The organism is Marinobacter sp. NSM (assembly GCF_052380025.1).
GTDB lineage: Bacteria > Pseudomonadota > Gammaproteobacteria > Pseudomonadales > Oleiphilaceae > Marinobacter.
Window position 1 is genome coordinate 361062 of record NZ_JBQTCK010000003.1, and the last position, 18702, is coordinate 379763.

19 protein-coding genes are annotated in these 18702 nt (G+C 60.8%); 8 read left to right on the top strand and 11 right to left on the bottom strand.

What is annotated here, in order from left to right; genetic code table 11:
• The first annotated feature begins 69 nt into the window (after positions 1 to 69).
• On the top strand, positions 70 to 1425 hold the full coding sequence (locus ACTZWX_RS09315) for a sensor histidine kinase (protein WP_444713697.1): 1356 nt from the start codon (positions 70 to 72) through the stop codon (positions 1423 to 1425).
• Here the strand turns inward: ACTZWX_RS09315 and ACTZWX_RS09320 are convergent.
• Positions 1394 to 2056: a response regulator transcription factor gene (locus ACTZWX_RS09320; RefSeq protein ID WP_444713698.1), complete on the bottom strand. Its 663-nt coding sequence runs from the start codon at positions 2054 to 2056 to the stop codon at positions 1394 to 1396. The two genes, ACTZWX_RS09315 and ACTZWX_RS09320, sit on opposite strands and share 32 nt — an antisense overlap.
• Before the next feature lie 225 nt (positions 2057 to 2281).
• On the opposite strand from ACTZWX_RS09320, the gene ACTZWX_RS09325 reads away from it, so the two are divergent.
• Positions 2282 to 3577 (top strand): pyridoxal phosphate-dependent aminotransferase, encoded by a 1296-nt coding sequence (locus ACTZWX_RS09325; protein ID WP_444713699.1) that lies wholly within the window; start codon positions 2282 to 2284, stop codon positions 3575 to 3577.
• A gap of 48 nt (positions 3578 to 3625) precedes the next feature.
• Positions 3626 to 4450: an inositol monophosphatase family protein gene (locus tag ACTZWX_RS09330; RefSeq protein WP_444713700.1), complete on the top strand. Its 825-nt coding sequence runs from the start codon at positions 3626 to 3628 to the stop codon at positions 4448 to 4450.
• 440 nt (positions 4451 to 4890) lie between these two features.
• Here ACTZWX_RS09330 and slmA read toward each other — a convergent pair whose 3' ends face one another.
• From slmA to ACTZWX_RS09375, 9 genes are all read right to left on the bottom strand, one after another.
• Complete coding sequence (slmA, locus tag ACTZWX_RS09335; RefSeq protein WP_444713701.1) at positions 4891 to 5478, bottom strand: nucleoid occlusion factor SlmA; 588 nt, start codon at positions 5476 to 5478, stop codon at positions 4891 to 4893.
• Between the two features lie 109 nt (positions 5479 to 5587).
• Positions 5588 to 6397 (bottom strand): thiazole synthase, encoded by an 810-nt coding sequence (locus ACTZWX_RS09340; RefSeq protein WP_058091455.1) that lies wholly within the window; start codon positions 6395 to 6397, stop codon positions 5588 to 5590.
• Between the two features lie 51 nt (positions 6398 to 6448).
• Positions 6449 to 6649 carry a sulfur carrier protein ThiS gene (thiS, locus tag ACTZWX_RS09345; RefSeq protein WP_058091456.1) on the bottom strand — a complete coding sequence of 67 codons (201 nt, stop codon included), beginning with the start codon at positions 6647 to 6649 and terminating at the stop codon, positions 6449 to 6451.
• Between the two features lie 17 nt (positions 6650 to 6666).
• Positions 6667 to 7020, bottom strand: a complete 354-nt coding sequence (locus ACTZWX_RS09350) for a DUF423 domain-containing protein (RefSeq protein ID WP_444713856.1) — start codon at positions 7018 to 7020, stop codon at positions 6667 to 6669.
• 31 nt (positions 7021 to 7051) lie between these two features.
• Positions 7052 to 7855 carry a symmetrical bis(5'-nucleosyl)-tetraphosphatase gene (locus tag ACTZWX_RS09355; RefSeq protein ID WP_072676172.1) on the bottom strand — a complete coding sequence of 268 codons (804 nt, stop codon included), beginning with the start codon at positions 7853 to 7855 and terminating at the stop codon, positions 7052 to 7054.
• On the bottom strand, positions 7848 to 8681 hold the full coding sequence (gene rsmA, locus ACTZWX_RS09360; protein ID WP_072676171.1) for a 16S rRNA (adenine(1518)-N(6)/adenine(1519)-N(6))-dimethyltransferase RsmA: 834 nt from the start codon (positions 8679 to 8681) through the stop codon (positions 7848 to 7850). Before rsmA ends, ACTZWX_RS09355 begins: the two co-directional genes overlap by 8 nt.
• Complete coding sequence (gene pdxA / locus ACTZWX_RS09365) at positions 8678 to 9688, bottom strand: 4-hydroxythreonine-4-phosphate dehydrogenase PdxA (RefSeq protein WP_444713702.1); 1011 nt, start codon at positions 9686 to 9688, stop codon at positions 8678 to 8680. The genes rsmA and pdxA overlap by 4 nt, the downstream gene beginning before the upstream one ends.
• Positions 9685 to 11028, bottom strand: coding sequence for a peptidylprolyl isomerase (locus tag ACTZWX_RS09370; protein ID WP_444713703.1), 1344 nt, complete (start codon positions 11026 to 11028; stop codon positions 9685 to 9687). The genes pdxA and ACTZWX_RS09370 overlap by 4 nt, the downstream gene beginning before the upstream one ends.
• A gap of 69 nt (positions 11029 to 11097) precedes the next feature.
• Positions 11098 to 13419: an LPS-assembly protein LptD gene (locus ACTZWX_RS09375; RefSeq protein ID WP_444713857.1), complete on the bottom strand. Its 2322-nt coding sequence runs from the start codon at positions 13417 to 13419 to the stop codon at positions 11098 to 11100.
• Positions 13420 to 13657: 238 nt separating this feature from the next.
• On the opposite strand from ACTZWX_RS09375, the gene ACTZWX_RS09380 reads away from it, so the two are divergent.
• From ACTZWX_RS09380 to ACTZWX_RS09390, 3 genes are read left to right on the top strand one after another with little or no spacing between them, the layout of a single operon-like run.
• On the top strand, positions 13658 to 14704 hold the full coding sequence (locus tag ACTZWX_RS09380) for an aminoglycoside phosphotransferase family protein (protein WP_444713704.1): 1047 nt from the start codon (positions 13658 to 13660) through the stop codon (positions 14702 to 14704).
• Positions 14701 to 15390 carry an N-acetylmuramate alpha-1-phosphate uridylyltransferase MurU gene (gene murU / locus ACTZWX_RS09385; RefSeq protein WP_444713705.1) on the top strand — a complete coding sequence of 230 codons (690 nt, stop codon included), beginning with the start codon at positions 14701 to 14703 and terminating at the stop codon, positions 15388 to 15390. Before ACTZWX_RS09380 ends, murU begins: the two co-directional genes overlap by 4 nt.
• On the top strand, positions 15387 to 16142 hold the full coding sequence (locus tag ACTZWX_RS09390; RefSeq protein WP_444713706.1) for a DnaJ domain-containing protein: 756 nt from the start codon (positions 15387 to 15389) through the stop codon (positions 16140 to 16142). Before murU ends, ACTZWX_RS09390 begins: the two co-directional genes overlap by 4 nt.
• 30 nt (positions 16143 to 16172) lie before the next feature.
• On the opposite strand, the gene ACTZWX_RS09395 is transcribed toward ACTZWX_RS09390, so the two are convergent.
• Complete coding sequence (locus ACTZWX_RS09395) at positions 16173 to 17096, bottom strand: DUF3530 family protein (protein WP_444713707.1); 924 nt, start codon at positions 17094 to 17096, stop codon at positions 16173 to 16175.
• A 95-nt stretch (positions 17097 to 17191) separates the two neighbouring features.
• Between ACTZWX_RS09395 and rpe the strand changes: the two genes are divergently transcribed.
• Together rpe and ACTZWX_RS09405 are read left to right on the top strand one after the other, a co-directional pair.
• On the top strand, positions 17192 to 17878 hold the full coding sequence (gene rpe, locus ACTZWX_RS09400) for a ribulose-phosphate 3-epimerase (protein ID WP_072676164.1): 687 nt from the start codon (positions 17192 to 17194) through the stop codon (positions 17876 to 17878).
• Positions 17875 to 18564, top strand: coding sequence for a phosphoglycolate phosphatase (locus tag ACTZWX_RS09405; RefSeq protein ID WP_444713708.1), 690 nt, complete (start codon positions 17875 to 17877; stop codon positions 18562 to 18564). The genes rpe and ACTZWX_RS09405 overlap by 4 nt, the downstream gene beginning before the upstream one ends.
• Positions 18565 to 18702 lie beyond the last annotated feature (138 nt).

Here is an 18702-nt window from a genome sequence, read left to right on the forward strand (position 1 = left end):
ATGTGCGCCAGCGCCTGAACCCGGCGCGGCCACGTATTACAATCGGGTGACTACGCAGCAGGGCCCGATATGAACGCTGAACAAATCCAACAACAGCAAGCTTTGGGTTTCAGGTCGCTGAACTTTACCCCCGGGCTGGAGACGGTTTACCGGGATTCCAGATCCGCCATGATTCGGCAACGGGCGCGGCCCGTATCGATTGCCGGCCTGATGCTGTATCTGGTTTATGCACTCGTTGACATCCTCACCCTGCCTCCGGAGCTGGCCAGCATCACCGCCGGGGTGCGCCTGGGCTTAGTCTGCCCGATGATCATTCTGGTGCTCGTACTCGCCTTTCAGGACAAGCCTTCCGATCAGACGTTCGAGAGACTGTACACCACCGCTTATCTGGTCGGCGGTATCGGCGTGATTGCTATTATTCTGGCTGCCCGCCAACAGGGCTATCCACTGCCCTATGAGGGCATGATCCTGATGCTCATGTTCGGCTATTTCGCCATGGGGCTGCCTTTCAAAACCGCCACCATCAGTTCCGGCTTTCTAATGGTCACCTACCTGAGCGCAGAGGCCTTTGCCGGCACGCCTGTCACCGCCATCCTGAGTAACGGATTCTTTCTGCTGACCGCCAATGCCATCGGCATGATCGGCTCCTGGGTCAGCGAATACCGGCATCGCGCGCACTTTCTGGACCGCCAGCTGCTGGATCTGATGCACCAGGCCACCGAAGATGAAAGCCGGCGGAAAACCGAACTGATTACCGCCGCCAGCCACGACCTGCGCCAGCCGCTCAACGCCATTCACATCACGCTGGAGAACCTGAAGCCCGCCGGTCACAACGACCATCAGAGCATCGTTATAGCCCAACTGAAGGATATGGTGGCCCAACTGCGCCGCTTACTGGGTACCGTGCTCGACAGCGCCCGCCTAAGTGAAGGGATGATTCGGCCGGAGATACAGCCGGTCAGTCTGGAGGCGGTGGTTCAGGAGCTGGACGATTTGATGGCGGAGACACTGATACGGCGCGACATAACCCTCACCATTGCCGCGCCGCCCGCCGGTTATCCAGTCCTGGCCGACCCCGGCCTGTTACTGCGAATTCTCCAGAACCTGGTGATCAACGCAGCCGACCATAGCGGTGGCAATACCATCACCGTCAGCAGCCAGTGTCAGGATCACAGGGTAAGGCTGCTGGTGGCCGACAACGGCACAGGAGTAGAGCCGGAACTCAGGGAACAGCTGTTCCAGCCTTACATCCGGGGTTCCAGTCCGGCATCCTGCCCGGGGCTTGGCCTGGGACTGACCATTGTCCGGGAATTCACCGGCCTGATGGGTGGCCGCTGTGGTGTGGAATCCCCACCGAAACAGGGTAGCGTATTCTGGGTTGAGCTGCCCGCCGTTACAGCCAGCCGAGCTTGCGAGCCTTATTAACGCACTCCGTCCGGTTATGAACGCCAAGCTGGGTGAAAATCGCCTTCAGGTGGGTTTTCACGGTGTGCTCCGTCAGGTCAAGGCTTTGGCAGATGCGTTTGTTGGGGAAGCCCTGAGCCAGCAGTGACAACACTTCCCGCTGCCTTGGCGTCAGAGGAAGCTCATCAGTAGAGAAAGCCGTCACGCCACCGGGAAAGTAACTCTGCCCCTGCGCCACGGCCCGCATCATCCGCACCAGTGACGCCCTTCCGGCGGATTTGGCGAGGAACCCGCGGGCACCGGCGGCCCTGGCGGCTCGCACCGTTTCTTCATCATCACTGCTGGAAATAATAACAATGGGTGGCCTGGCGCGCTGATCAGACAGCCGGGCAAACAGAGAGAGGCCGACCTCACCGTTAAGGGCAACATCCAGCAGCACCAGGTCAATGCCGCCATCGTGCCTGAGAGCATCGGCGGCCACCTCAACCGACGAGACAATGTTCACCTGCGCTGCCAGCAGCTCCTGCTCAATCAGACCCGCCAGTCCCTGAGCAAACAGCGCATGGTCATCCACCAACAGCACCCTTTCAAAGAGCGATGCTGCCGATGCAGGGGTAGCTTCGGCACCCCAACCAGGCGTTGTCGCAATCATTCACAGTCTCCCGCACTGTTTCTTTTTGTTACTGCGGATACGCTACTATAAGCCAGTCAGGCCAGGCACTTTTTGGCCTGGTTAACAATTTTCTTATCCAGATTGAAAGATCATTCGACGAAGGTCTGCCCACAACCTTCGGCAATCCCCTATCCGCATCGGTATCGCAGATATGTTTGGGTTTCCTATACTGCCGTTGTCACCACCAACCAACAGACCGGGACAATGGACATCAAAAAAGACCACCGCTTCGCCATCAACCTGAACGTTCGGGGCATCCAGCCCTCTTCCACCCTGCGCATCAACGAGCTGAGTAACCAGCTACGATCCGAGGGCAAGGACATCATCAAACTGGGCCTGGGCCAGTCTCCGTTCCCGGTACCAGAGCGCGTGGTTGATGCCCTCAAAGAGCATGCCCACGAGAAAGACTACCTGCCGGTGAAAGGCCTCAAGGGCCTGCGTGAAGCCATCGCCGGTTACATCAACCGAGCGGAGCGCATGCGCTGCACCTGGGAAGACGTGCTGATTGGCCCGGGCTCAAAAGAGCTGTTGTTCATCCTGCAACTGGCCTACTACGGCGACCTGCTGATTCCGCGGCCGAGCTGGGTATCCTACGCCCCCCAGGCCCGCATCATCGGCCGTTCGGTACACTGGCTGCCCACCCATGCGGAAAACAACTGGCAGCTGACCGCGGAAGAGCTGGACATCATCTGCCGGGATGACCCGTCACGCCCGCGCATCCTGATCCTGAACTACCCGTCCAACCCCACCGGTTGCACCTACACCGAAGACCAGCTGCTGGCCATCGCCAACGTGGCCCGCAAGTACAACCTGATCCTGTTGTCGGATGAAATCTACGGTGAGGTTCACTTTGAAGGCCGGCACAAGTCCATCGCCCGCTATTACCCGGAAGGCACCATCATCAGCACCGGCATGAGCAAGTGGTTGGGTGCGGGTGGCTGGCGCCTGGGCACCTTCATCTTCCCGCCAGAGCTGCGCCCGCTGCAGGATGCCATGGCGATTATTGCCAGTGAGACCTTTACCTCAACCGCCGCGCCCATCCAGCACGCTGCCATCACCGCCTTTGACGGTGGCGAGGATATCGACGAGTACCTGAAGCAGTCCCGGCGGGTGCTGAAAGTGGTGGGTGAGTACGTTTATACCCGCCTCACCGCCATGGGCGCGGTGGTGCAGAAGCCAGAGGGCGCCTTCTACCTGTTCCCGGATTTCTCCAGCGTCAGTGACAAACTGGCCCGCAGGGATATCAAGACCGCCCAGGCGTTCTGCACCGCCCTGCTCGAAGACACCGGCGTGGCCATCCTGCCCTCCAGTGACTTCGGCTTTGTACCGGACCACATGGGTGCGCGCCTGGCGTTCGTGGATTTCGACGGCACCCAGGCCCTGGCTCTGGCCGGCGGTGACTATGCCGAACAGGAGCTGGGTGACGATTTCGTCAAACAAGCCTGCCCGCGCATCGTGCTGGCCATGGACAAGATGGAGAAGTGGCTGAACAGCCTGTAAGCCTGCCGTGTTAGACTGGCACCCTCACGTTTTCCAACCGGGGGTGCCATGTCTGATTCTGTTTCTCTGCGCGAAATCACCGATTTTGCCGAAGCCCTGGCCCGGGAGGCCGGCGAGCTGATCCGCCACGAGCGCGAACAAAATACTCTGCGCACCGACTACAAGCAGCAGACGGAACTGGTCACCCACGCCGATGTGATGGCCGACGAGTTCATCACCGGCGCCATCCGCGAACGCTTCCCCGATCACCGCATACTGTCTGAAGAAACCATGCCGGACCTGTCACAGGCAGAAGAACTGGACACCCCGCTGTGGATCATCGACCCCATCGACGGCACGGTAAACTACGCCTATGGTCACCCGCAGGTGGCGGTGTCGATTGCCTATGCGGAACGCGGTCAGGTGCAGGTAGGTGTGGTACACGCGCCGTTCCCGAATGAAACCTTCCGGGCCACCAAAGGCGAAGGCGCCACCTTTAACGGCCAGGCCATTAGCCACAGCGGCGCTACGGAACCCCGGCAAAGCCTGTTTGCCACCGGCTTCCCCTACACCAAGGACAACCTGGAACCGCTGGTAAGGCGGCTGGATGCAATGATTCACCAGTGCCGGGACCTGCGCCGCATTGGTTCGGCGGCCCTGGATATCTGCTGGGTGGCCTGTGGCCGGCTGGATATCTACTACGAGAACGTCAGCCCCTGGGACTTCGCCGCCGCCCGCCTGATCGCCTGGGAAGCCGGCGCCACGGTGGGCCACTTCGGCGACGTGCCCGATGACTACCCGGCCGATCTCTGGGGCCGCGATATCCTCATCTCCGCCCCGGCCGTATGGGAGCCCGTGCGTTCCATACTCCGTTCTGCTTCGGGGTATGACTGAAGCTGGGGTGTTTGTTTCTGGCGGTCTGGGTTGGGAGTTTGGGCACGCCTAGCCTGCGCAATTTGCGCGGTTGGGCACTGGCGGGAGGCCCTTTCCCGAAAACGCTACGAGCACATCCATGTGCGCTTCGCTCCGGCCATCCCTGGCCTCCGAGATTTCGGGAAAGGGCCTCCAGCCAGTGCCTTTCGAACTTCACGGAAATCGCATTAACAGCGCCACTTTTCTCTGTAAACCAGCGATAAATCCAGTTCGGTTTCAGTGAACTGGGTATATCACCGAAATCCGATCGTTGTGGGCGGGGGTTGCCTTCGCAGAATCTCGAAGGCCAGGGATGGCCGGAGCGAAGCGCACACGGACGTGCTTGTAGCGTTTCTGCGAAGGCAACCCCCGCCCACAACACTCCCAAAATCGACAGGCTAGGCGTAATAGAACTCCAAGGCTCAACCCCAGACGGCCTCGGAAACCAGACTCCAAGCCTCGTCGAAATCAGCCGAGGGCAAACGGGAGAATGAGGACCGCACGAACCGCTGGGTGCGGCCTTCCAGAAACACCATCACGAAATCTGCACCACGGGCCGCGCTGGTTCGAGGCCGCAGGCCCTGGCGGATTTCACCCTCTTTCAGAGTCTGGCGAAACTGGGTTTCCAAACGCTCGAAGAACTGGGATGCGCGCTTGCGCAGGGACTCATCCTCGCCCATCAGGGCATCGCCCGTCAGCACGCAACACAAACCCGGATTACGCTCAGCGAACACCAACACCAGATGCACCAGCTGCTGAAGGCGAACCCGCACATCTTCCTGCTCCTGAAGCACCACCTGGCAACGGGAGAACACCGCCTCCTCGGCAAATTCGATCAGGGCTTCGAACATTTTCCGCTTACTGGGAAAGTGCCGGTACAAGGCCGCTTCGGTGACACCCACGGTTTTAGCCAGGCCGGCGGTGGTAATCCGGGCCCCGGGGTCGTTTTGCAGCAATTCAACAACGGCCTGCAGGATGGTGTCCCGCCGGCTGGGTTTCTGAGTGGTCATATCAGTACTACAGCGCTCTGTTTTTTTGGCCACGGACAACACGGACCTGCACGGACACTGCGAGTAAGCTTTTTGTCCGTGCCGTCCGTGGCTAAGGTTTTATATTCTTTTAGAAGAAAGTGCCGTCAATCGGTGACGACGCACTGGCGTACAGCTTCTTCGGCATACGTCCAGCAAGGTAGGCCTCGCGGCCGGCTTCGATGGCCAGGCGCATGGCGTTGGCCATTTTGATCGGGTCTTTGGCCTGGGCGATGGCGGTGTTCATCAGTACGCCGTCGCAGCCCAGTTCCATGGCGATGGTGGCATCCGAGGCGGTACCAACGCCAGCGTCTACCAGTACCGGTACCTTGGCGTTCTCGACGATCAGCCGGATGTTGTAGCGGTTCTGGATACCCAGGCCTGAGCCGATGGGGGCGCCCAGGGGCATGATCGCCACGCAACCCATTTCTTCCAGACGCATGGCCAGCAGCGGATCGTCGGAGCAGTACACCATCACCTTGAAACCGTCTTTGATCAGCTCTTCGGCGGCGGTCAGGGTTTCCGGCATGTTGGGGTACAGGGTTTTGTGTTCACCCAGCACTTCCAGTTTCACCAGGTCGTGGCCGTCCAGCAGTTCCCGGGCCAGCTTGCAGGTGCGTACCGCGTCTTTGGCGGTGTAACAGCCGGCTGTGTTGGGCAGGATGGTGTAGGTGCTCGGGGAAATGACATCCAGCAGGTTCGGCTCGTCCGGGTTCTGGCCGAGGTTGGTACGGCGCACCGCCACGGTCACGATCTCGGCGCCACTGGCCTCAATGGCGTGGCCGGTTTCCATCAGGTCGTGATACTTGCCAGTGCCCACCAGCAAGCGGGACTGGTAAACCTTGCCTGCGATTTCCAGGGGTTTGTCTTCGGGGAGCTGGATTTCCGGGGTATCTGTCATAACCTACCTGAGTTCAGTGAAAAGAGGGGGCGCGTTCAGCTGAACGCAAACTTAACCGCCGCCGATGGCGTGCACCACTTCCACCCGGTCGCCATCGCTCAGGGTGAAACTCGGGTGCTGACTGCGGGGCACAATATCTTCGTTGACCTCAACCGCGACCCGTTTCCCGGCCAGCGTGAGGTGCTCAATCAAGGTCGCAATGGTTGCTCCACCGGGGAGTTCCATGTGCTCACCATTTACCTGGACCTGCATGGTTCGGATCACCTCCGCTACTTTTTCAGGGCCGCCGCAACCAGCAGGGCCCAACCAATCATGAAACAGACACCGCCAATCGGCGTAACCGGCCCGAGCCAGTGATGGCCGGACAACACCAGCAGATACAGGCTGCCGCTGAACAGCACAATGCCTGCGAGCCAGAAGCCGCAAGCGACGCCAAGTAGCCGCTGGGACAAGCCCAGAGCCGGCATCAGGCTCGCTACCACCAGCACCAGGGCGTGGTACATCTGGTAACTGACAGCCGTCTGGAACACTTCCAGGCCCCGCTCGCTCACCATGTGGCGCAAACCGTGGGCACCGAAGGCACCCGCCATCACCGCCAACAGGCCGGCCAAAGCCCCCATCATCAGAGCCCAGCGAATCACCGCTTCTGAGGGTTTAAGCGCAGTCACAGTGAATCAGCTCCCCGGAATCCAGATTCATCAGGGTCAGGGCGCCACCCCAGACACAGCCGGTATCCAGGCCGATAAACCGGTCACTGCCGGTGTTGCCTTCCAGCGCAGCCCAGTGGCCGAAGATCACCTTTACATCGTCTTTCCGGGGGTAGGTAAACCAGGGCGCGAAGCCCGGCGGTGCATTATCCGCCGACTCTTTGGTGGCCAGCTCCAGGCTGCCGTCTTCGGCGATAAAGCGCATCCGGGTGAAGTAGTTGGTGATCACCCGCCAACGGTCCATACCAGTGAGGGTATCACACCAGCGCTCCGGCTGATTGCCATACATTTGGCTGAAATATTCCTGCGCCTGCCCGCCCCGGATCACGGCTTCTACTTCCCGGGCACAGGCCACTGCCTGGTCCACGCTCCAGATATGAGGCAGCCCGGCATGGGCCATAACCAGGTTACGTTTTTCGTCGTGCACGCACAGATATTGTTGGCGCAGCCAGTGGATCAGGCGGTCATGGTCCGGTGCATCCAGGATATCGTGCAGGGTGTCTTTGCGCTTCGGGCTGTGGCCACCCAGGGCAACCGCCAGCAAGTGCAAATCATGGTTACCCAACACCACCACGGCAGCGTCGCCCAGGCTTTCAATGTAGCGCAGGGTTTCCAGTGAGGCCGGCCCGCGATTAATCAGATCGCCCGCCACCCAGAGCCGGTCCCGGGAGGGCGAAAAATCCACTTTCGCCAGAACATCCCGCAACCGGTCATAACAGCCCTGAATATCGCCAATGGCGTAGTCAGTCATTACTTACCTCATCCACCTCGACATTAAGCGGGCCGGAGTCCGCCAGCAAATCGGCTATCTTGACGTAATCGGCCAGGCTCAGGTTTTCCGGCCGCAGGCCGTCGTTGATGCCCACAGACTGCAACTGCTCCACCGTCACCAGGGCCGCCAGCGCCTTGCGCAGGGTTTTCCGGCGCGCGTTGAAGGCGGTGCGCACCACGGCCTGAAGGGTCTTCAGGTTCTTGGCCGGGTGCGGCAATTCCTTGTGGGGCACGAGCCGGACGATGGCAGAATCCACTTTCGGGGCCGGCCGGAAAGCGCCCGGGCCCACTTCAAACAGCGGCTGCACCTTGCAGAAGTACTGGGCCATGATACCCAGTCGGCCATAATTATTGTCACCCGGCGTGGCCGCCAGCCGCTGTACCACTTCTTTCTGCAGCATGAAGTGCATGTCCTGGACCACCCCGGACTGCGCCAGCAGATGGAAAATCAGCGGTGTTGAAATGTTATAGGGCAGGTTGCCGACAATTCGCAGTGGGCGACCATCGACCACCAGCTGGCTGAAATCGAAACTCAAGGCATCGGCTTCGTGAATCCGGAACTCCGGGTAATTGAAGAACTTGGTGCGCAGCACCGGAATCAGGTCCCGGTCCAGCTCCACCACCTGCAGGCGCGGATTAACCGCCAGAATCTCTTCGGTGATGGCACCCAGACCAGGGCCGATTTCGACAATGGCATCGTCCGGTTTCGGATTGATGGACCGGACAATCTTCTCGATCACGCCCGGATCATGAAGGAAGTTCTGGCCGAAGCGTTTACGGGCCTTGTGGCCAGGATGGTTACTCATGATGACTCTCCGGCAATAGCCGCCCGGCGGCAGCGGGCCATGTGTTCGCCTACGCGAATGGCGGTGTGCAGGCTACCGGCGTCGGCCTTGCCGGTGCCTGCCAGGTCCAGGGCGGTGCCGTGGTCTACCGAGGTACGGACAATGGGCAGGCCCAGGGTGATGTTGACCGCCCGGCCAAAGCCCTGAAATTTCAGTACCGGCAGGCCCTGGTCGTGGTACATGGCCAGCACCGCATCAGCGTTATCCAGCCAGTGGGGGGTGAACAGGGTATCGGCCGGCAACGGGCCGGTCAGTTTAATACCTTCGGCCCGGAGCTTATCCAGGGTCGGCTCGATCACTTCGATCTCTTCCCGGCCCAGGTGGCCACCCTCGCCGGCGTGGGGGTTCAGGCCCGCCACCAGGATGCGAGGCTGTTCAATGCCGAAGAAGGTCTTCAGGTCAGCATTGAGAATACGCGTTACCTGGCTCAGCCGTTCTGGCGTAACCGCCGCAGAAACGTCTTTCAGGGGTAAGTGAGTGGTTACCAGGGCCACCCGAAGCTCATCCGTGGCCAGCATCATCACCACCCGTTCAACACCACAGAGTTCCTGCAGGAACTCTGTATGGCCGCTGAAGGCAATACCGGCATCGTTGATCACGCCCTTATGCACCGGTGCGGTCACCATGCCGTCAAAATCACCGTTCAGGCAGCCCCTGGCGGCGGTGGTCAACGTATCGAGCACATACTGGCTGTTGCCAGCGTTCAATTGACCCGCCACCGTCGAGGTGCAGCCCTCCACGTGGCACACCGACACATGGCCAGCCCGGGTGTCCGGCGTCTGGCCCGGGCGCCAGTTATGCAGCACCACCGACAGGCCAAGCTGCCGGGCACGGTCAGCCAGCAGCGCTTTGCTGGCCACCACTACGATGCCGGCCTGGCGCGGTTCAAGGGCCAGCTGCAGGCACAGTTCCGGCCCTATGCCCGCTGGCTCGCCGGCGGTCAGAGCCAGAATCACCGGTGTCGTCATGACGCGTCGTTTTCCTCACTGTTCGGATTCAGGTCTGCATATTCTCCCTTGAATTCGACAAAGGCTTCATCGCGGATTTCCCTGAGCCAGTTCTGCAGTTCAGTTTCAAACTTGCGCTGATAGATAGCTTGCCGGGCCTGGGACTCCTGGTTTTCTGCAGTAACGTCCTGCTGCCGGCGCTCTTCAACCTGCAGAATGTGCCAGCCAAACTGGGACCGCACCGGCCCGTATATCTCGCCCACCTCGGCCTCCATCATGGCCTGCTCGAAAGCCGGAACCATCTGGCCTGGGCTGACCCACCCCAGGTTGCCACCATCAGAGCCGGACACCGGATCATCTGACAATTCCCGGGCCAGTGCCGCGAAGCTCGCACCGTCCTGCAGTTGCCGATAGATATCACGAATGCGGGTTTCAGCCTGCGCCTCGGTCACGGCTTCCGATGGGCGAACCAGGATATGACGCACCCGGTGCTGCTGGATCACCGTTACTTCCTCGCCGCCACGCTTGTCCATGACCGTCACCAGGTGGAACCCGCTGTTGTTCTCAAGCACCTCTGAGGGCACGCCTACTTCCATGTTCGGCACCACCGGCGCAACCAGTGATGGCAACTGACTCTCTGTACGCCAGCCCATATCGCCGCCTTCCAGAGCGTTGCCAGCATCCGATTCGGCAACCGCCACTTCCCGGAAGTCGCGACCATCGATGATCTGCTGGCGCAGGTTTTCCGCTTTTGCGCGAGCCTGCTCAACGGAATCCTCGTTACCGGGGTCATCTACCTGGATAAAGATATAAGCCAGGCGGTATTCCTCAGCATCCGGCCCCCGGCCGGCCTGGGCCTGCAGGTAATTCTCAACCTCCCGGTCAGTGATTCGGACCCGGTTGCCAACCCGGCGCTGCTGCACCCGGCCAGACAACATTTCATTACGGATCTGTTCCCGGGCCTGCTGGTAGGTAACGCCCTCTTCCGCCAGTTGCTCTTCAAACTGCTCCAGGCTCAAGCCGTTACTACGAGCAATATTGGCCAGGGTCTCGTTCAGCTCGTTATCGCTGATGCGCATCCCCATCTGGTCCGCCATCTGCAACTGGAGCGATTCGGAAATCAGCTGTTCCAATACCCGCTCTTCCAGCAATTGCCGGGGCGGCAGGCCAGTCCCCTGAGCACTGAGACGGCCAACGATTGTGTTCACCCGTGCATCCAGTTCGGTCTGGAGGATGACATCGTCGTCCACAATGGCAACCACCCGGTCCAGCACTTTTCGCTCGGCGTGGGCAGAAACCGACACAGCCAGCATGGCCATGGTCAGCAGCAGTGTCAGTCCGTGGCGTAACGTCGCCTTCATAATCACCTCTTGATGTGTACATTCCCAGCCAGGCCTTCAGAACAGGCTGGCTGATGACATTGGTTCGTTTTAACGGCGCGGAGTTCCAAAACGGCGGCGCTCGCGTTCGCCATAGCCGTAGATGGCATCAGAAATATTGTCGGAGGCGCCACCACTACCCCCGAGCCCTTTCAGTTCAATGCGGAACAGCACACGGTTATCCAGCTGTTCATCGTCCGTCAGGTAGTTCTGGTGAACTACCTGAACGCTCCAGCAGCAGTTGTTATATTCAATGCCCGCCAGGGTACCAACAGTACGCTCCAGGCCGGAATCATAAACCCAGCGGCCGATGCCGCTGATGCGGTTGGTCACCGGGAAAACAACGCCGACATCACTCTGTTCCAACTCTTCCGGTCGGCTGTAGGTGTGACCCAGGGTGGCAAGGTAACGATAATCCCGCGAGTGGAAGATAAGCTGGGTTCGGCCTTCTTCGGTTTGTTGGGTGTCGGGGTCCCACAGGCCGGCACTGCGAATCTCCAGGTTCTCCAGCGGATTCAACACCAGCTCACCGGCCAGCGGTGAGCGGCTTCTGTCGGAGGCACCCTGGCCGAACAGGTCCACTTCCCGGTCATCAAAATAGCGTACCTGCCCGATGCTGACCCTGGCACGCTCCGCCCCGGTCAGCAAGTCATTGAACCGGCTGGTCAGCGCCACGGTCAACTGGTTGGCGTCACCCACCCGGTCACCGCCAGTGAAGCGATCCCGCTCAAACAACTGGTCGAAGCGGAAGCTCTTGAGCCCGGTATCAAAGTCCGGGATGTGATTCTGGTCAGCATCGGCATCGGCCCAGGCGTAATACAGCCGGGGCTCCAAGGTCTGATTGTACGGCACATCGAACAAGCTGGAGCGGCGGTCAAAATACAACCCGTTATCCCACTCAAACACCGGCACCGTTCGGTCAAAGCTGCCGCTGCCCTGAGTGTAATCTTCCAGGTCATAGCGGGTGTAATCCAGACTGACCGACGGTCGGGTGAAACCCCAGAGCCTGCGCACAGGCAGGGCCAGCTCCGGAATGGCTCGAACCCGCTGGCCGTTGGCCCGGTCCAGGCCGGTCAGATTCTCGTTGTCGCGATAGAACCAGGTGTACTGGCTCTCGAGATTGGCCTCAACGTGCCCGAATTCGCCGGTTCCGGCGTAGAGAATCTCCGGCAACTGGGCGTAGGGCTTGTCGACATCGGCAATCCGGTCCCGGATGGTCTGGTAACCGTTCAGGTAGGCGTCGAAATACTGGTTATTGCCGGAATAACGCACACCACCGCGACGTTGCAGGTGCGTTGCCTGATCGATTTCCAGGGAGCGGTTGAGGTCGCTGAGGTAGTCCTGGTCAGAGACCACCGAATAGTCCCCGTAACCGGTCCAGCCGCTGCCAAACCGGGCTCGGGTGGTGAAATCCAGCGCCCAGCGATCGCCACCCTCGCCTGGATTGTCAGTCTTGAAGGCGGAATCGTTGTCGATATAACCCAGTTGCAGGACCGATTCACCAAAACGGCTCAGGTAACGCCCTTCTACTTCGGTGAACAGCCCACGGCCATGAATGTACTGGGGTGTCAGCGTGGCATCGTAATGGGGCGCCAGGTTCAGGTAATACGGTAAGGCCAGATAGCCGCCACTGCCGGCGCTGGAGGAGCCGAACTGGGGGTACAGGAAACCGGTTTTGCGGCGGTCATCAATGGGAAAGGTGATGTAGGGCCAATAGAACACCGGGGTATCCAGCACTTCCAGGCGAACGTGGCGGGCGGTGCCAAAGCCTTCCTCCTGATCGAGGGCAATATCGGAAGCGACAATAGACCAGTCGTTCTGATCAGGCCCGCAGGTGGTCAGCATGCCATCGGTGATCAGCATCTGGTGTTCCCCCACCCGGGACAACGACGATGCCCGGCCCCGCATCTCGGCGTCATGCAGCAGAAAGGTGGCGGTATTGATATCCAACTGCCCGGACTCCACCGAGTAGCGGGCACTGTCGCCGGTCAACAGGAACCCTTCGCCACGGCTGACCAGCGGGCCGACCAGATCCAGTTGCCCCGTTTGCTGGTTATAACGGGCTTCGGAGCCCGTGGCCTGGAACTCACCCTGGCGCAGTCGCACATCGCCCTGCAGGAACAACTCGGCATCCAGCTCATAGCGAGCGTTCAGGGCGCTGGCCTCAAGTGGTGCCTCACCCGTCTCCGCTCCGGACAGCAAGGGCATCTGGCCGCCAGCCGCCGACGATGGCAGGTATCCACCTTCACAAAATACCGGTAACCGATCCCTCACCTCGGGCGGCAGCTCACTGCGGGGGCGCCAGTCGATTTCCGCCGCACTGGGAGCCTGCTCCTGGGCATTTGCTACTCCGGAAACAGGCAAAAGCGCCATTGCCAACAGGAGCCTGGCGAACCGGTGCTGGGGCCACGACAGGTAACGGTAACGGCTGGGCACGGTAGCGAAGTTCCTGTTCCGGGTGAATAGGGGCTTGAAGAAAAACAGCTGCCTAGTTTACACGCGCCCCACGGGCTTGTTAACGGAAACACCGCTGCAAATCCGTTTTACGCTCTTTATACTGCTCTGCTAACGTTTGCACTCAGTCATTGAAATCAGGAAGCGCTGCATCATCATGGATATCCGCCTGCAACGGCTGACCGAACGGGTCAGGCACATACCCGGTTTCGAAACCGCCAGCCCCGAGCCGGTTTCCGGTGACGCCAGCTTCCGCCGGTACTTCCGGGTTTGGCAGAACGTCACGGGCAAAGCCGCCGCGCCGTTTATCGTTATGGATGCCCCGCCCGAGCATGAAGACTGCCAGCCCTTCGTCGCTATTGCCCGGCACTGGCGCCAGCAAGGCATTATGGTTCCGGCCATTGCCGCCGAAGACCTGGCCCTGGGCTTCCTGTTGCTGGAAGATTTTGGCGACCAGCTGATGCTGCCAGCCCTGGCCCAGACCAACGCCGAGACACTGTACCGGCAGGCACTGGATGAGTTGGTCAGGATCGGCCAGGCGTCCTCGCCGGGCAATTACCCGCTGCCACCTTACGATGAAGCCCTGCTGGACAGGGAGATGGCGCTGTTCCCCCACTGGCTGCTGGAGCAACACCTGCAACTGACACTCAGCAATCAGGAACGGGCACTGCTGGACACCACCTTTGCGCTCCTGAAGGAGAGCGCCCTGGCACAACCGGAGGTCACGGTGCACCGGGACTACCATTCCCGGAACCTGCTGGTACTTGCCGACTGCAAGCGCCCGGGGGTGATTGATTTCCAGGATGCAGTGCGCGGACCGGTCACCTACGATGTCGTTTCCCTGCTGAAAGACTGCTATGTGCGCTGGCCCGAACACCAGATCGCCGACTGGCTCGAATATTTCCGCACCGCCAGCCTCGCGGCCGGCCTGCATCGCGCCGATCCGGACACCTTCCGGCAATGGTTTGAGCTGATGGGCATGCAACGGCACCTGAAGGCCGCCGGTATCTTTGCCCGCCTGGCAATCCGGGATGGTAAAACAGGGTACCTGGACGACATCCCCCGCACCGTTTCCTACCTGCGAGACGCCAGCACCCGGCAACCGGCGCTCCGACACTTCCATGAATGGCTGTGCGACCGCGTACTGCCCGCCATTGAACAGCGTATCGGCCCCGTTCCCGGGCAGGAGAGCAGCCAGCAGTGAAAGCCATGATCCTGGCCGCCGGCAAGGGCGAACGCATGCGCCCTCTGACCCTGACCACTCCGAAACCACTCCTGGTGGCCGGCGGCAAACCGCTGATCGTTCATCACCTGGAGCACCTGCGGCATGCCGGCTTCCGCGATATCGTGATTAACCACGCCTGGCTGGGTAAACAGATAGAGCAGCATTTGGGCAATGGCAACCAGTTTGGCGTGAGCATTCGCTACTCGGCCGAAGGTGAGCCACTGGAAACCGCCGGAGGCATAGTCCGGGCCCTGCCGCTGCTGACCGACCAGGGAGACGACTGGTTTCTGGTGATCAATGGCGACATCTGGACCGATTTTTCGTTATCGGACCTGCAGCCGCCGCAGGATGACTGCCTGGCGGTTCTGGTGATGACGGATAATCCGGAGCACCACCCGGAGGGGGATTTTCACCTGGAAGCCGATGGTGCCCTGACCACCAATGGCGGCGGCAAACTCACCTTCACCGGCATCAGCCTGCTGCACCGAACGCTGTTCGATGGCCTCGATGACACAGCGGGCAAGCTGGGCCCGGTGCTCCGCCGAGCCATGATCAGCCACCAGGTACGCGGCATTTACCACAAGGGCGGCTGGGTGGATGTCGGCACCCCAGCACGACTGGCGGAACTGGACCGGCAACTAACCGGCGGCGGACAACAGGCATGAGCAAATCCAATACGCCACCGTTACCCGCACGACTGGAATCGGTGTTTTCCGACCTGCTGAGGGAGCTGTCCAGCTGCGGGCACCAGGCCAGCACCCTGATGGAGAGAGCAAGGCTGCCGCGCTGGTGCCGCAAACCCCTGTTCTTTTTCCTCGGCTACATTGCCAAGGCCGATGGCCGGGTGATGGGAGCGGATATCCGCTACGCCGAGGCCCTGATGAAAGCCCTTGGCCTCTCCAACCGCCAACGCAAGAAGGCCATTGACCAGTTCCAGCGGGGCAAGGCCGCCAGCCAGTTACCCCTGAGGCAGGGCCTGCTGTTCCGTCTGCTGGCAGCGATATGGCCCGGACCGGCCCTGAAGACGGCCATCTGCCTGTGCCACGGTGCCCAGGTACTGGGCCAGCCCGGCAAAGCCCGGCGCTACCGCTGCGAAGATGCCATCGACCACATCGGCCTGCCCGTGGCGGTCAGCGACGACATCTTTGAAAGCTACGCCAGCAAAGTCTGGATCCGTAACGCCGGCCCTGCAGCCAAACCGGATACCTATGAACAGGCCTGCCACATCCTCGGTGTGACCCGACGGGAAGACCTGGAATCCATCAAACGGACCTACAGAAAGAAGGTGTCCGAATGTCATCCAGACAAACTCGCCCAGCAGAAACTGACACCATCAGAACTGGCCATGGCCAAGGATCGACTGCTTCGCTACCAGCAGGCCTGGGAACTGATCAAGCAGCGCCACCGGCCGCTTTAATCAGATGTTGCGCCGCCGATGCTGTCCCGGTCATCGATTCATCCAGGCCTGAATCCGGCTGGCCACCCGCTCCGCATCGGCCCGTTGTGGTGGGTTTGACAATGCCATGGGTTGGCGCCGATAACCACTGACCTGCTCCCGCGCCAGGGCAGCCGCCCGCGCAACCGCCGGATGCCGGCCGGCGTCATCCATGGCGTGCAGGTCGAGAACCCGCCACGGCCTGTCTGCCGCCAACATACCCGGCAAATCTGACTGCCTTTCAGCTGAGAAACGCGGCGCCAGCCAGATCACCCCGGACAACGCCCCCTGGCCCAGTGCCCAGGCCGTCACATAATCGGCCGACCAGCCAATACCCGACACCGCCGGGCGCTCGTATCCGCGCCGCTCCAGCTCGCCAGCGGCGGCATCCAGCAGCTCGCGGATAGAGTTGCGGTAGTCTGACATCAGCTCCTCCAGGGCTTCTTCCTCAGCCACGTCAATCATCACCGAGGATTGCAGCTGGTCATCCTCAGGCGGAGCTGGCTCCCGAGGTTCTGGCACCAGCCGTTGTTGTCGGCGCCGAACCACACTTTCCGGAGGCGGCCGAAGCCCCAGTGTCATCACTGCCACGCCACGCTCCGCCAGGGTATCAAGAAGCCCGCCTGCCAGACCTTCAGCCGCGGTCTGCCCTTCGTCTGCCAGCACAATCAGAGCGCCACGTGCCGGTGTTTTCAGCTCTGGCTGGAACAGCGCCAGTGCCCGGGTCTCGTCATCCAGATCCAGCCACACCGCCCGCTCAGGAAACATCCGGGCCAACGACCACTCGCCCAGGCCGGTCACCGCCGTCGCCCTGCTTTCCATAGCCTGTTGTGTGCCCTGACCCGGTTCCGGCTCGCTCTCCTGGGCCGATACCGTCAATGCCAGCCCGGCCAACAGCAACCAGAGAACCCCAATACCTGCTCCACCTGTGATCAAAACCGCTTACCTCGCGCTGCGAAAATGCCTGGCAAACTGATAGACTAGCAGGGTTCCTGTGCCGCCGATAACTCACCTGATCAAGAGAGCCTTTGATGAACCCTTACCTGATTGCCCCATCCATTCTCTCCGCTGATTTCGCCCGCCTGGGCGAGGAAGTCGACAACGTACTGGCCGCTGGTGCCGACGTGGTTCACTTTGATGTGATGGACAATCACTATGTCCCCAACCTGACCATCGGCCCCATGGTGTGCGAGGCCCTGCGCAAGCACGGTGTGACTGCACCCATCGACGTGCACCTGATGGTCTCCCCGGTGGATGACCTGATCCGCATGTTCATTGACGCCGGTGCCAGCTACATCACCTTCCACCCGGAAGCCAGCAACCACGTAGACCGCTCCCTGCAACTGATCCGCGACGGCGGCTGCAAGGCCGGACTGGTGTTCAACCCCGCCACGCCCCTGAGCCACATGGATTACGTGATGGACAAGCTCGACATGGTGCTGCTGATGTCGGTGAACCCGGGCTTCGGTGGCCAGAAGTTCATCCCCGGCACCCTCGACAAGCTCAAGGAAGCCCGCAAGAAGATTGATGCCAGCAACTACAACATTCGCCTGGAAATCGACGGCGGCGTGAAGACCGACAACATCCGGGAAATCGCCGAAGCCGGCGCCGACACCTTCGTGGCCGGCTCAGCCATATTCAACACCCCGGACTACAAAGCCACCATCGACGCCATGCGCGAGGAACTCGAGCAGGCCCGCAAGGTGATTGGCGGATGAGCCTGAAAGGTCTGTTCAACGCCCGCTGGCCAGGCGTGGCCCTGTTTGATCTGGACGGCACGCTGGTGGACAGTGCACCGGATCTGGCCGCCGCCGTGGACCAGATGCTGGAGCACCTGGGGCGCAGCCCGGCAGGCCTGGACAAGGTTCGCAACTGGGTTGGCAACGGCGCCCAGGTTCTGGTGCGCCGGGCCCTGGCCGGAAAAACCGATTGGGAACCCGCCACCGCCAAAGACGACGCGCTGTTCAAAGACGCCCTGGCCATTTTCTATCACGCCTATGGCCAGATGAATGGCCAGCATTCCGTGGTATTTCCCGGCGTTCATGACTGCCTGGAACACCTGAAGCAACTGGGCTGCCGGATGGCCGTGGTCACCAACAAACCAGACCAGTTTGTTCAGCCCCTGCTGGAAAAAACCGGGCTGGCTCAATGGTTCGAACTCTCGGTCGGTGGCGATACCCTGCCAGTGAAAAAACCGGACCCGGCGCCCTTGCTGCACGCCATGGAAAAACTGGGCGGCACCCGGGGCACCACGGTGATGGTCGGGGACTCCAAAGCAGACGTCAATGCAGCCCTGGCAGCAGGTATTCCCTGTGTCGCGGTAAGGTATGGCTATAACTTTGGCGGCTCCGTTGACAGTCTCGGCGCAGATGCTGTTGTTGATTCGCTGGCCGAGCTTTTGTAATCTCGCAAGGAAGTTTTACTTTGAACACATCCATTCGGGAGATTCCTGCCGTGCAGGGACTGAATCTGACTGCAGCGCGAGGCATCCTGACAACCCGCGCAACACGATGGTGGCGATGGCGCACCGGCTGAGCAAGCC